We start from the raw sequence: 13,779 nt of genomic DNA, 5'->3' as shown, positions 1-13,779 counted from the left end.
CTTAATAATTCGTTAATGTGGAAAATTTATAATCAATATTATTGATGTTAATTTTAATTAATTTATGCCTAAATTTTCAACTGCCTCTTATCAAGAAGTATATAGAAAAAATTTTCTGACATCTGCCATGCATGAAGCAGAAGTATTGGATGCCATTGAGGCAAGGCATACAAAAAAACCAAGCTCGCTGCAACAGGTTTTCCTTGCCCAATTTAATGCAGATGGGAATCTTAAATATCCTTATGTTGCTGGCTTTATAGAATCCAGCGATATACAAAGATTCAAGCGTTTTTTTGGTGGTGGTGATCTAAGCAGCGACTCTGTAGACGATCCTCGCGATAAACAGCTTAGCGATTGGGAACGCTTTCTTCTCGATGCCATAAATTTTCGCATTCAAAAGGAAGTTGAGAGTGAAATCTTACGTTCATTTTTTGATAACACAAGCAAGTTGCCAACCGAATTTCCCGATTTTATCAAATTTTGGCAAACACATCGTAAGGATATGCTGACAGAACAAGGGGAATGTAACTTCGATTTGTTCGCTATTGTTGCAGGGGATTATGCAAAGCATATAACCCAATCAAACTTGGCAAATATAACTTTGGCCAACAAAACACAACCCATTTTTATACTAGAAGAAGAAAAATTCTTATTTAATCCGGAAATGTTTTCCGCCTGGATGCCTTCACAATCAATTTTTAAAAAACCAAGAACTTACATAGAGGGCAGCATGCCGTTGCTATTTGCAAGCATGGGGGCAGCCATAGGCGGTATTGTCGGCATTTTCCTTGGTCCGCTGGGTGCCGCAATCGGTGCAGGATTTGGTGCCGCAGCAGGCATAACTGCTGTCGGATTAAGCCGTTTATTTATAGGAAAGGGAGAAGTTGCACATTTCTTCGGCACCGTGTTGACAACCCTGGGTAGTAGTGCGACAGGAGCTGGCATTGGTGCTTTATTAGGAACCTTGGTTTTTCCAGGATTAGGCAGTGGCATAGGCGCCCTGATTGGGGCAGGGATAGGTTGCGCTGCCGGGATTGTCATTTCAGGATTTGCCCAAATCATTAAAAGCTCTTCTTTCCCTGCACGTATTGCAGGAGCATCATTAATGGCTGTAGGAACCACGGCAAGCGGTGCATTAATTGGTGCTATCCTGGGCTCTATCATTCCAGGCTGGGGTACCCTTGCAGGTCTTGGCATAGGCGCGGCCGTGGGATTTGCAACTACTGCTGCCCCAACTCTTATAGGCAGTATCATTACTGGCTTAAATCATGCCGTCTCCCGGCTTAAGCAAGGTTTCGGCAGCCAAGTCTTGGAAGAAGAGGGTAGAAACCCCATACAGCATATTGCCAATTTGCTGCCAGAAATCAAAAGCCATGTCGAAAACAATGCTGCCAACACTTCCGCAGTAGACGTTTCTGGAACTTACCAGCCTTTATTTCCACAACCTCCTCAACAAGCTGTAGTGGAAAAAGAAAATGAAGAGGAAAAAAAGCAGGATACTCTTGCCAATTCACTCTAAGACACTGGCTAACAATTGTCGTGTATAGGCTTCCTTAGGCTTAGCGAATATCTCCTCACTAAGCCCCTGTTCTACCATTTTTCCGGCTTGCATCACTAAAACTTCATCCGCAATGTAAGATACGACAGCCATATTGTGAGTGATGAATAAATAAGTCAGCGCATATTCTTGTTGTAAGGATTTTAATAAGTTTAATATTTGTGCCTGCACAGAAATATCCAGCGCACTAGTAGGCTCATCGCAAATCAGTAATTCCGGTTCGGTAGCCAAAGCACGTGCAATGCAAATGCGTTGTCTTTGCCCTCCAGAAAATTGATGTGGGTAGCGGTGTAAACTGCTTTGTGGCAGATTGACTTGTTCCAGAAGCTCTTGTTGTCTTTTGCGGATGTATGCAGTAGGAAAATTTTGTGCACGCATGCCTTCTGCGAGTATTTCCCCTACTGTCATCCGCGGGTTCATCGAGGAAAATGGATCCTGGAAAATAATTTGTACTTTTTTACGAAAATATCGTAAATGGCGACCTTTCAATGCTGCAATATTTTTTCCCTGATAAATTATTGCGCCAGACGTAATGGCTTGCAAGCCAAGTATCGCGCGGGCTGTGGTTGTTTTGCCGCAGCCTGATTCCCCGACCAAAGCCAAAGTTTTTCCTTTATAAAGATTAAAAGATAAATCATCGACTGCTTTTATGCTTGCAGAACTTCGTTTAAACCAAAGAGAGCGTTTGTAATTAAAGTAAACACTTAAATTGCGTACGCTTAACACCAATTCATGCTCTGTAGAAGGCCGCGTCCAGAAATTCAATTGCTCGGATAAAGGAGGGGGTGACTTATGTTCGGGATACAAATGGCAACGCACCAGGCGGTTATTCTCCATGGCGAGCAGAGAGGGCTCATTGGTGGCACAGGGAGCAAAACGGTGCGCGCAGCGCGGATGGAATCGACAACCTGCTGGCATATTATCCAAAGAAGGCACCTGGCCTGCAATAGTTTGCAAATGCTGACCCCGCTTGGCAAGCGAAGGCACTGAAACCAGCAATTGTTGTGCATAAGGATGCAGCGGCTGGGCGAAAAACTGCGGTACCGCTGCAACTTCAACTATTTGCCCTGCGTACATAACACATACGCGATCGGCCATAGCACGTACCACGCCCAGATCATGCGTGATCAATAACAAACTCATTTGGTGCTGTTGTTGCAGTTTTTTCAGCAAAGCCAGTATTTGTGCTTGGATTGTGACATCCAGAGCCGTGGTGGGTTCATCAGCAATGAGAATTTCAGGATTCCTGGCCAAAGCCATTGCAATCACGATGCGCTGTTTTTGCCCGCCTGACAATTGATGCGGATATTGCTTTAAACGTAATTCAGGTTGCGGCATTTCAACTTCTGCAAGCAAAGCAAGTAATTTTTTTTGCAATTGCTTTTTGTCAAGTTGCTGGGACTTTAATGCTTCGGCCAATTGCTCCCCGATGCTCATCACCGGATTAAGGGCAGTCATCGGCTCCTGAAAAATCATCGCCATCCTGCGCCCGCGCACTGAACGCATGAGTTGTTCAGGCAAATTTAAAAGATCCAGTTTGTCCATTTTAACGGCACTGGTACTGCCGTACACACCCTGTGGGGGTAAAAGCCGCATTAAAGCAAGTGAGGTTAGTGATTTTCCGCAGCCCGATTCCCCCAGCAAAGCGACGGTTTCACCGGAATTCAGATAAAAATTTATATGATCTACTGCAAGGAGCGTGCGCTCCCTGGTTCGGAAAGCAACGCTAAGCTCCTGCACATCAAGGGTTTTACTCATAGAAAGAAAGGGTTACTTAAAAACTACACTGTAACAAAGCGTAAGGACGGCGGCAATGTGCCGGGTTGCAGCGGCGCGCAACCGGGCTGGTGATTTTAGCTATGGCACGTAAGGCAGAGAAACATTAAACATTAAAACGAAAGTGCATGACATCACCATCGCAAACGATATAATCCTTACCTTCCAAGCGCAATTTCCCGGCTTCTTTTGCGCCTTGCTCACCACGATGAGCGATAAAATCAGCGTATGCAATCACTTCAGCACGGATAAAACCGCGTTCAAAATCCGTATGAATCACGCCGGCAGCTTGCGGAGCTGTCGCACCGCGTTTAACGGTCCATGCACGTACTTCTTTAACCCCGGCGGTAAAATAAGTCTGTAAGCCTAATAAATCATAACCGGCACGAATGACGCGGTGCAATCCCGGTTCAGAAAGTCCCAAATCTTTCATAAATTCCTGGCGATCTGCATCATCAAGTTCCACCAATTCTGCTTCGGTAGCAGCACATAAAGCAACGACGCTAGCCCCTTCCTGGGTTGCCAACGTACGGACTTTTTCCAAAAGGGGATTATTTTCATAGCCATTGTCATCCACATTGGCAATATAAAGCACCGGCTTTGCAGTCAGTAAAAACAATCTGCGACAAATCGGCAATTCATCCGTTGCAAGCGCAAGCGTACGCACTGGGTTTCCAGCATCCAAATGCTGTTTTATCTTTTCCAGAGTCTGTTTTTCCAAGAGTGCTTCTTTATTACCACTCTTGCTTTGCTTCCCGGCTTTGTTTAGGGCTTTTTCCACGGTATCCATATCGGCCAGCGCCAATTCTGTATTAATGACTTCAATGTCATTAATCGGGTCTACTCGGCCCTCGACATGAACCACATCGCTACCTTCAAAACAGCGCACGACATGGGCAATCGCATCGGTTTCACGAATGTTTGCCAGAAACTGGTTCCCCAAGCCTTCACCACTGGCAGCCCCTTTCACCAATCCTGCAATGTCTACAAATTGCATGACTGCTGGTACAACCTGCTGCGGTTTTACAATCTCGCTTAGCGCTTGCAAACGCGGATCAGGTACAGTGACCACCCCGACGTTCGGTTCGATGGTGCAGAAAGGGTAATTTGCAGCTTCAATTCCTGCTTTGGTCAAAGCATTAAACAAGGTTGATTTGCCGACATTAGGCAAGCCTACAATTCCACATTTAAACCCCATGCGAGTACCTCAATTAAGTGTGATGGGCAATGAATGCTACCCATTTAATAAATTCATGGCCATAGCCATGTTGCCTGATAAAACGTGGGGCACAGCCGTAACTGCACGCTCTATGGCGTCCATGATCAACTGGCGATCATGCTGCGAAGGCTTGCCCAAAACATAATTTAAAACCAAATCCTTATGGCCAGGATGGCCAATACCAATCCTTAGGCGATGAAAATTGCTGCTGCCTAACTGGTTGATAATATCCCGTAAGCCATTGTGCCCTCCATGCCCGCCGCCAGTTTTTAATTTAAGCCTGCCCGGGGGCAAATCCAACTCATCATGGGCCACTAAAATTTCTTGAGGCTCAATACGATAAAACTGGCACAAAGCTCGCACACATAAGCCGCTGTGATTCATATACGTTAGCGGCAGGGCGATTTTACAAAATCCATGATTGCCACTGAGATGAACCACGTCGCTTTGTAATTTTTTTTCTGTTTTAAATGCCGACTGATGCGCTTCTGCCAATAATTGCGCGAACCAACCGCCCGCATTATGTCTGGTGTGGGCGTATGTTGCGCCGGGGTTGCGTAACCCTATTATTAATTTAATAGACATTGTGAGACCCGGTTTTATAAAAGCTTGGGCTTAACAACTGTTAAATGGACCGGTAAGTGAGACAAGAAGCATTGCCTGGCCAAAGAGCCAGGCATGACAAAAATGCTTATTCTTCGTTTTCTGCAGAGGCAGCAGCACCGGAATCTGGTGTTTCGCTAACGCTTTCCCCAGCAGTTTCTTCAGTAGCACCTGCTTTCTGCGCATGAATGCTCACGACTGGGTGATCATGTTCTGCATCAATTTCATGAGCCAGTTCGACACCTTTTGGCAATTTCAAATCAGACAGATGCAATACATCATTCAAGCCCAGGTTTTTAACATCTACTTCAATAAATTCTGGCAAGTCTTTTGCCTGGCACTTAACTTCAACCTGCATCATGCTGTGGTTAATCATGCCACCTGCTTTTACGCCTTTTGCGTCTTGCTCATTGATAAAGTGTAAAGGAATCATTTTTATCAATATGTCTTTATCACTCACGCGTTGTAAATCCATGTGCATGACAATTGGCTTATAAGGGTGGCGTTGCAAATCTTTTAAAATAACGCGTTGTACCTTGCCATCCAATTTCAAATCGAAAACGCTTGAATAAATACTTTCAGTTTCCAGCGCTTTCACTACCTTATTATGCAACAAATGAATGGCTTCAGGTTCTTTATCGCCACCATATAAAACAGCAGGTACTTTATTTTCAAGACGACGCAGGCGGCGGCTCGCACCTTTCCCCTTGTCTGCTCTTGTTTCAGCTTCTAAAATCATAGTAGACATTTGTATAATTCTCCAAATTAAAAACACCCCATGCTTAACCTTGCGACCAAGTTACTAGGGGATACGGACGCGAAGTATACAATAGTTTAAAATCAACTTGAAGTCATAACTGATATTTTATAGAATGTGGCACTTTATTGAACCAGTGACAGCCGGTTAGGCATGGTGGAGAATTAATATGTATGCGGTAATCAAAACAGGCGGCAAACAATATCGCGTTAAAGAAGGCGATGTTCTCAAGATTGAAAAATTGACCACTGAAGTCGGCGACAAAGTCGATTTTTCTGAAGTATTGATGTTATGCGATGGTGATGCGACCACTTGCGGCAAACCTTTCGTCGCTAATGCAGTAGTAAGTGCAGAAGTCATGGAACATGCCCGCCACAAGAAAATAAAAATCATCAAATTCCGTCGTCGTAAACATCACATGAAACAAATGGGACACCGACAACATTATACCCAAGTGAAAATTACTGCGATCAGTAAATAAGAGGATATTGAAATGGCACATAAAAAAGCAGGCGGTAGTACACGTAACGGTCGCGACTCGAATCCTAAGTATTTGGGCGTGAAGCGTTACGGCGGTCAACTTGTCAATGCAGGTGAAATTCTTGTGCGTCAACGCGGCACGCGTTTTCACGCAGGAGAAGGTGTTGGCCTGGGTCGTGATCATACCTTGTTTGCCTTGGTAAGCGGGTATGTGCAATTTAAGACCAAAGGCACAAAAAATCGTAAGTTTGTAATGATTGATCCTGTGGCAGCAGAACAGCAAGGTTAAACCTTCACCGACGCAGTGCGTCATTCTTCAGGTTTGAGAACGCTGGTTAGTCGTCAGGCAGCCAGTGTTCTATAATATCTCACTATAATATTTATCCCATAAGTAGATAATCATGCGATTCGTTGATGAAGCCGTCATTAGAGTTGAAGCTGGCCGTGGCGGAAATGGCTGCTTGAGTTTCAGACGCGAGAAATATGTTCCTCGCGGTGGCCCTGATGGTGGTGATGGTGGCGATGGTGGCAGCGTATATCTGCAAGCCAACCATGACTTGAATACGCTGGTTGATTTTCGTTACCAGAGAATTTATAAGGCCCAATCCGGGCAAGGTGGCATGGGCAGTAATTGTACGGGTAAAAAAGGTGAAGATTTAATCATCCAAGTCCCTGTGGGTACCATGATATTTGATGCCGATACGGAAGAATTAATCGGCGATATTCGTCATCATGGTGAGCGTTTACTGGTCGCGCAAGGCGGTTTTCATGGATTGGGAAATACGCGCTTTAAAAGCAGTATTAACCGCGCTCCCCGTCAAACGACGCCAGGCTCTCCCGGCGAGGTCCGGCAGCTCCGCCTGGAATTACGCGTGCTTGCGGATGTTGGTTTGCTAGGCTTGCCCAATGCCGGCAAATCGACATTAATACGTGCAGTTTCCAGTGCCAAACCTAAAGTTGCCGATTATCCTTTCACTACGCTACACCCCGAATTAGGTGTAGTACGGGTGGGGCCGCATAAAAGCTTTGTGATGGCCGATATTCCAGGTTTAATTGAAGGGGCAGCCGAAGGCGCAGGTTTAGGACATCAATTCTTACGTCATCTGTCACGAACTTGTGTTTTATTGCATGTGATTGATATTTTCCCGTTGGATGAAAGCGACCCAGTAGAAGCTGCACAAATTGTCCTGGAGGAATTGGCTGCCTATGATCCCGACCTTCTTGGTAAACCCCGCTGGCTTGTTCTTAACAAAATTGACATGATTCCGGATGAACATCTGCGCAAAAAAGCCATCGAAAACATTATTGCCGACCTTAAATGGCAAGGGAAAGTATTTGCTGTCTCTGCCATTCGCAAAGAAGGTACGGAAGAATTATCTCAAGCGTTGATGCAATTGATTGATGAGATGCAGCAAGCGGAAACTTAACCATTCCGCCGCATAGAGAAGAACCAGCGGACTGAAATACGGAATTTTGTGCGTTTCGCTGCCCTGTTCTTTATCCGTATTGTACTTAATGGTCAACTCCGTCGTTGCACCCGGTTGCTGCAGCCAGTATTCAGCCAATCCGCTGATGTGGAATTGCAGGCGTGCCGTTTTACTTTTATGAAACTGAACTTGCTGGTAAGTTTTGGGACTATGGATTAAATTTTGCAATTTGCCCCCAGTCGCCTCATCAATGATGGCAATGGGCGCCGGTAATGCTGCCAATGCTTCTGCCAATAATTCAGACGCTTTAAATTCAGGCGGGGAAATGATATGCGCCGTGATCAGAGGCTCGATGGTGTCTTTTACTTTTGCCATGATTTCTTCCCGGCAGCGTACCTTAAACTCAACATAAGGTGCCTCCCAACGGTACCCTGTTTCGCAAGCCAAATCGGCTAAGGCTTCGTCCAGAATGGGCGCAATCTCTCCCTCTGCCACCCCAAACAAGCGCCATTTTAATACTTTTTTATGACTATGCTTCGTCGTTTGTAAAACAGGCAATACGTATTGATGGAACATGGGTAAGCACTCACGCGGCGGACCTGGGAGCAAGAAAAACATTTTATTTTCTTGCGGGTAATAGCACCCCATCGCGCTGCCATAAGGATTGGCTAATAATACCGCCTCACGGGGGAAAAGCGCTTGCTGCTGGTGGCCTGCATTCATCGGCAAATTTATGCGTTTAAGTAAGGTTTTTATATGCGCCAAAGCTTCGGGAAATTCCTTTAACTCTGAATTCACATAAGATGCTAAAGCATAGCGAGTTCTATCATCAGAAGTGGGTCCAAGCCCACCGGTTAAAATAATGATATCGTGATGAAGCCCTAGAAATTGGAGACTGGCTAAAATTTCCTGTTCACGATCCCCGCACATTACATGCGTCCCCAGAGACAATCCTTCAGAGCATAACGCATGGGCAAGCGCATGCGTGTTGGTGTTTAAAATATCACCATGAATCAATTCATCACCAGTAGCAAGAATAGCAATCGTCATGACCTAGCACCCCTTTAGTGGGATTGAATGGCGCATTTCTGCATGGGTTCGATTAGGACGAAGTTGAATGCCCCATAAAGAATATACCGGATTTCCAGTTATATACCGCGCATCCGCGACGGTGAACGGTTGCCGGCACGCTACAATTAAATATCCATCAGTAAACCAGTTAAATACTCTTAAGTCACGTGATAATTTCCCTGTTTCAGACAAATAAACAGGCATGTCCTTCGCAGCGAAAGCAGGGAACAAACCTAACGCATAAACTTTACTGCTCGAAAAAGGCGAAGTATGCACCGCCGCAAGAAATATTTGCTGATTATGGTGCGCCGCTGCATACCAATGGGTTGAACTGGCTATCTCAGGAAATGCACGTATGCGAGTTAGATGCCAATGTTGTTGCCTGCCATAAGCTTCCACTGCAGTTATAGCCCGGTGATGTTGCCATCCATTAAACATGAGGAGTAACCCCATGAAACCCAAGGCTAACAATACTCCTTTTAGGTCAGCAAACAATTGCGTCCAAAGCACTCCGCAAACCAGCGGCACGGTTACAAACGGGTCAATGATGGGAAGCAAATCCCAGGCAATTCGGCAATTTGAAAAAGGCCAAAATAAAACGGTCCCATAACTGGTCATTGCATCTAAAATCCCATGAGTTGCATAACCTATCAGCGCTGCTGAAAGAGTCAGCAACCAGCGCGTACGAAATCGTTTAAAAGGCAACAATGCCAAAGCCACCAATAACCCTCCTATGGGAATAAAAGCCAAGGAGTGGGTGAAATGACGATGGTAGATAAAAATCAACATGGGATCTGAAGAAGAGCGAATCAAGATATCCAAATCGGCCGCCATGCCTGCCAGTGCCCCAATCAGCCAGGCATTTTTTTTATCTTGCCTGAATAAAAAAACTTGCGAACAGGCGGCTCCCAGAGCCGCTTGGGAAACAGGATCCATGTTTTTACCTCAATAGCAAGGGGGCTTGCTGAAACGCAATGTCTTCTTTGTCAAAGCGCTGTGTAATCAATTCGTATAATTCAGCCTTAACGGCTGCAGTATCCTTGGTATGCGTCCACAGGGATAATTTTAATTCCAAAGCCGCATCGTTAAAATTGCTCACCACTACTTGCGGGGCAGGAGTTTTTAAAACGCTCTTATTTGCGTGCACCAATTGCAAAAGAATTCCTTTTGCCCGTTCCAAATTATTGTGCTGCCTTATACGTAGCAGAATTTCAGTTTTTCGTGTCTTGAAGTAACTCATGTTGATGATTTCCGATTTCATCAACGTTTCATTGGGTATACGAATTCTTACATTGTCAGCAGTTTTTATTTTTGTTGATAAAAAATCAATGGAATCGACTGCGCCAACCATGTCTTTTACCTGAATGGTATCGCCAATTTTAAAAGGACGTTCAAACAATAAAAAAATGCCACTGATTAAATTGGATGCTGCAGTTTGGGATGCAAAACTGAGTGCTACAGTAAAAACACCGGCGGCGCCAAGCAAAACAGACATTTGCACGCCTAATTGCTGTAACGCTGAAATAACAAATATGAGTAATAACCCATAAAATACCAAACGGCGTGCCAAGACGGTTTGATGGACAGAAAAATGCTTGCTAAAGGCACGAGTCACCATGGCGCTCAAGCGCTTAGCAAGAAAAAATCCCAAAATGAGTAAAAGCACAGCATAACCGAGTTTAACCCAACCGATAGCGGTTAAAGCTTGCATTGCCCCTCCCTGCCTTGATGAAAATTACAAAATAAAAACCCCGTCAAAACGGGGTCTTTTTGCATAAACCGCAATTATTCTTGGGTTTGATTGTCAGTGGTTGTTGTTTCAGTGGTTTGGGTGGTCGTAGCGCCAGCACCTTGATCATTGGTTTGAGCTGGTTTTGTAGTGGTTGTTTCGGTTTTAACTTCAGGCTGTTTTGGTCTGTCTTCACATGCAGTCAACAATAAAGCCATTAAACCAGCGGTTAATATCATCACCAACTTTTTCATACTTATCTCCCATTTGTTAATTTTTTTATTTAGTGAGCTTCCCTTCACAAGTCTAGCAAAAATTTACATATTGTGAAGAAGTTAAGGCGGTTAATTCTATTAAAGATTCCCTAAAACTTCTACTTTGTTATTTTTTTAAAATAAATTTAGCTCGAATTTATGCATTTTAATCCCATTTTAACATTACTGACTTGCTGGAAGCCTTTTGTTAAGATCCAGGCACTTTTACTCTGGTGTAAATTCAATGTCCAGTGCTCCTCATACCCCTATGATGCAACAATACTTGCAGATTAAAGCAGCTTATCCAGACATGTTATTGTTCTACCGCATGGGGGATTTCTATGAATTATTTTTTGATGATGCCAAACGCGCGGCCAAGCTTCTGGATTTAACTTTAACCCACCGTGGGCAATCAGCAGGCAAACCTATCCCTATGGCAGGCGTTCCCTACCATGCTGCAGAAAATTATTTGGCACGCCTTATTAAAAAAGGAGAATCGGTTGCCATTTGTGAGCAAATCGGCGACCCGGCGCTCAGTAAGGGGCCAGTGGCTAGGGAAGTCACAAGAATCATTACGCCGGGAACAGTCACCGACGAAGCTTTATTGGAAGCAAAACACAATAATTTTCTTCTGGCCATTCATCAGCAAAAACATATAGGTCTTGCCTGGGTGGATTTAAGTGCAGCCCGTTTTCATATATTGCAGCTTAATGATATCAATGAACTTCAGGCTGAAATTAACCGCCTGCAACCTGCTGAAATTTTATTGCAAAATCAATCCTTGCTGGAATCCATATCCGTACATTCGACCCTTAAAATAAGACCTGCCTGGGATTTCGATGAGAAACATGCAAAAGAAAAATTACAAGCTCAATTTGGCAGCTCGTTTATTTCCCCGGCTGCTGAAGAACAATACAAAGCCGCTCTTGCAGCTGCCGGTTGTTTGTTAACCTACCTCCACCTCACACAACGACAAGCACTGCCCCATTTAACCACAATTACTTATGAAAAAAGCCAGGATTATTTACAATTGGATGCGGCAACGCAGCGCCATCTGGAATTATTTGAAAACCAAAATAGTAAACGCGATAACAGTTTACTGGCAGTTATCGACAACACAGCTGGCGCCATGGGCAGTCGCTTGTTGAAAAGTTGGTTGAATCGACCCCTGCGTAACCATCAAGCCATTCAAAAAAGACAAAGCGCTGTGCAAGAACTCATGCAAGGCCAACAAAATAACCAATTGCATTCATTGCTCAGACAAATTTGTGATGTGCAGCGCATTGCAGCGCGGATAGCCTTAAAATCTGCAAGACCGCGTGATTTGGAAGCGTTGAAAAATACCTTAGGCATCATACCAAACCTGCGCAATCTACTTTGCAGCTCTACAAGTGAATTGCTTGTCGAGTTGATCGCCCGCTTACACCCGCTGCCTGCATTATTGGATTTGTTACAGTCTGCTATTATCGAAAATCCGCCTGTCTTGATTCGCGACGGTGGTGTCATTGCCGCAGGCTTTGATGAAGAGTTAGACGAATTGCGCTTATTAAGCGAACGGGCTACGGATAAACTCATCGAAATGGAAATGGCGGAAAAACAAAAATCTGGTTTATCTTCGTTGAAGTTTGGCTACAACCGCGTCCAAGGTTATTACATTGAATTATCACGCGCCCAAGCTGAAAAAGTTCCCGCGCATTTTCAACGCAAACAGACTCTTAAAAACGTAGAGCGCTACATCACACCTGAGTTAAAAGTTTTTGAGGAAAAAGTTTTAACTGCACAAGTTAAGGCCTTGGCTCGAGAAAAATGGCTTTACGACAATTTATTGGAAGAAATGCAACAATCCCTGCTGGAACTGACGCAGCTTGCCCAGGCACTGGCTGAACTTGATGTACTCAATTGCCTGGCTGAACGTGCGCAGACTTTAAACTGGGCTTGCCCGCAACTCGTTGAGCATAACCTTATCGAGATAAAAGGCGGCAGGCATCCGGTGCTTGAACAAATATTGCAAGAGCGGTTTATAGCCAATGATTTGCATCTTAAACCCCAGCAAAATATCTTGCTTATCACAGGTCCCAATATGGGCGGCAAATCCACCTATATGCGGCAAAATGCATTAATTATTTTATTGGCACACACCGGCAGCTTTGTGCCAGCAGATTCCGTACGCCTTGGACCTATTGATCAAATTTTTACCCGCATTGGTGCAAATGACGACCTAGCTTCAGGACGCTCGACGTTTATGGTGGAAATGACTGAAACTGCGCACATTTTAAAACAAGCTACGGCGCAAAGTTTAGTGTTGATTGATGAAATTGGCCGCGGTACCAGCACATTTGACGGCATGGCATTAGCCTATGCTTGTTGTGCTCATTTAGCGCAAAAAGTTTGTGCATATACATTATTTTCCACACATTATTTTGAATTGACCAAATTGCCTGAAGAATTTTCTTGTATTCAAAACGTGCACGTGCAAGCGGCTTTAAGCCAAGATAAAATCGTGTTTTTGTATAAAATGAACGAAGGCCCGGCAAATCGCAGTTATGGACTTGAAGTGGCGGCATTAGCGGGCATACCGAAAGATGTATTGGTTCTGGCAAATCAATATTTGCATACAGCCCAAGAATCTTACCGTGAAGCCCCAGCTACCCTACCCGTACAATCTCCGATTTTGCATGAGTTGGCAAAGGTGAATGCGGACAGTTTAACACCCCGGGCCGCGCTGGAATTAATCTATCAATTAAAAGCAATGGAGCTTTTGGAAACGACAATCTAATTATCTTAAATAGGCAACGTCCCTAAAGTTTTTTAGACAAGATTTCATCTTAAATTGAGCACAAATTTTTCTATTTCACTTCGATCTACCCCCTCTCCCGCGATAGGAGCTTTGATAGTATGATGATGC

13 protein-coding genes are annotated in these 13,779 nt (G+C 44.4%); 5 read left to right on the top strand and 8 right to left on the bottom strand.

What is annotated here, in order from left to right:
* Positions 1-64 precede the first annotated feature (64 nt).
* Complete coding sequence (locus tag ELY11_RS05535; RefSeq protein ID WP_126953587.1) at positions 65-1,519, top strand: YeiH family protein; 1,455 nt, start codon at positions 65-67, stop codon at positions 1,517-1,519.
* Here ELY11_RS05535 and ELY11_RS05530 read toward each other — a convergent pair.
* From ELY11_RS05530 to ELY11_RS05515, 4 genes are all read right to left on the bottom strand, one after another.
* Positions 1,511-3,316: an ABC transporter ATP-binding protein gene (locus tag ELY11_RS05530; RefSeq protein ID WP_126953586.1), complete on the bottom strand. Its 1,806-nt coding sequence runs from the start codon at positions 3,314-3,316 to the stop codon at positions 1,511-1,513. The two genes, ELY11_RS05535 and ELY11_RS05530, sit on opposite strands and share 9 nt — an antisense overlap.
* Positions 3,317-3,440: 124 nt before the next feature.
* Positions 3,441-4,532: a redox-regulated ATPase YchF gene (ychF, locus tag ELY11_RS05525; RefSeq protein ID WP_126953585.1), complete on the bottom strand. Its 1,092-nt coding sequence runs from the start codon at positions 4,530-4,532 to the stop codon at positions 3,441-3,443.
* Positions 4,533-4,568: 36 nt separating this feature from the next.
* A complete protein-coding gene (gene pth / locus ELY11_RS05520) occupies positions 4,569-5,138 on the bottom strand; it encodes an aminoacyl-tRNA hydrolase (RefSeq protein WP_127032667.1) in 570 nt (189 codons plus the stop codon).
* A 106-nt stretch (positions 5,139-5,244) separates the two neighbouring features.
* Positions 5,245-5,904 carry a 50S ribosomal protein L25/general stress protein Ctc gene (locus tag ELY11_RS05515; protein ID WP_126953583.1) on the bottom strand — a complete coding sequence of 220 codons (660 nt, stop codon included), beginning with the start codon at positions 5,902-5,904 and terminating at the stop codon, positions 5,245-5,247.
* Positions 5,905-6,082: 178 nt separating this feature from the next.
* Here ELY11_RS05515 and rplU point away from each other — a divergent pair, with 178 nt between their 5' ends.
* From rplU to cgtA, 3 genes are all read left to right on the top strand, one after another.
* Positions 6,083-6,394, top strand: a complete 312-nt coding sequence (gene rplU, locus ELY11_RS05510) for a 50S ribosomal protein L21 (RefSeq protein ID WP_127032666.1) — start codon at positions 6,083-6,085, stop codon at positions 6,392-6,394.
* Positions 6,395-6,406: 12 nt separating this feature from the next.
* Entirely contained in the window at positions 6,407-6,682 is a 276-nt protein-coding gene (gene rpmA, locus ELY11_RS05505) for a 50S ribosomal protein L27 (protein WP_126953581.1), read from the top strand.
* Between the two features lie 112 nt (positions 6,683-6,794).
* Positions 6,795-7,820, top strand: coding sequence for an Obg family GTPase CgtA (gene cgtA / locus ELY11_RS05500; RefSeq protein WP_126953580.1), 1,026 nt, complete (start codon positions 6,795-6,797; stop codon positions 7,818-7,820).
* Here cgtA and ELY11_RS05495 read toward each other — a convergent pair.
* From ELY11_RS05495 to ELY11_RS05480, 4 genes are all read right to left on the bottom strand, one after another.
* Positions 7,767-8,870, bottom strand: coding sequence for a competence/damage-inducible protein A (locus ELY11_RS05495; protein WP_126953579.1), 1,104 nt, complete (start codon positions 8,868-8,870; stop codon positions 7,767-7,769). The genes cgtA and ELY11_RS05495 overlap by 54 nt on opposite strands.
* 3 nt (positions 8,871-8,873) lie before the next feature.
* Positions 8,874-9,827 carry a metal-dependent hydrolase gene (locus ELY11_RS05490; protein ID WP_127032665.1) on the bottom strand — a complete coding sequence of 318 codons (954 nt, stop codon included), beginning with the start codon at positions 9,825-9,827 and terminating at the stop codon, positions 8,874-8,876.
* 4 nt (positions 9,828-9,831) lie between these two features.
* The gene (locus ELY11_RS05485; protein WP_126953577.1) at positions 9,832-10,602 is read right to left on the bottom strand and encodes a mechanosensitive ion channel family protein; all 771 of its coding nucleotides are present in this window, start codon (positions 10,600-10,602) and stop codon (positions 9,832-9,834) included.
* A 74-nt stretch (positions 10,603-10,676) separates the two neighbouring features.
* Positions 10,677-10,874: a hypothetical protein gene (locus ELY11_RS05480; protein ID WP_126953576.1), complete on the bottom strand. Its 198-nt coding sequence runs from the start codon at positions 10,872-10,874 to the stop codon at positions 10,677-10,679.
* A gap of 244 nt (positions 10,875-11,118) precedes the next feature.
* Between ELY11_RS05480 and mutS the strand changes: the two genes are divergently transcribed.
* Positions 11,119-13,650: a DNA mismatch repair protein MutS gene (gene mutS / locus ELY11_RS05475; RefSeq protein WP_233579676.1), complete on the top strand. Its 2,532-nt coding sequence runs from the start codon at positions 11,119-11,121 to the stop codon at positions 13,648-13,650.
* Positions 13,651-13,779: the final 129 nt, after the last annotated feature.

The organism is Legionella septentrionalis, assembly GCF_003989745.1.
GTDB classification, from domain to species: Bacteria; Pseudomonadota; Gammaproteobacteria; order Legionellales; family Legionellaceae; genus Legionella_A; species Legionella_A septentrionalis.
The sequence above is the reverse complement of the archived record's forward strand: the minus strand, read 5'-3'. Positions and strand labels throughout refer to the sequence as shown.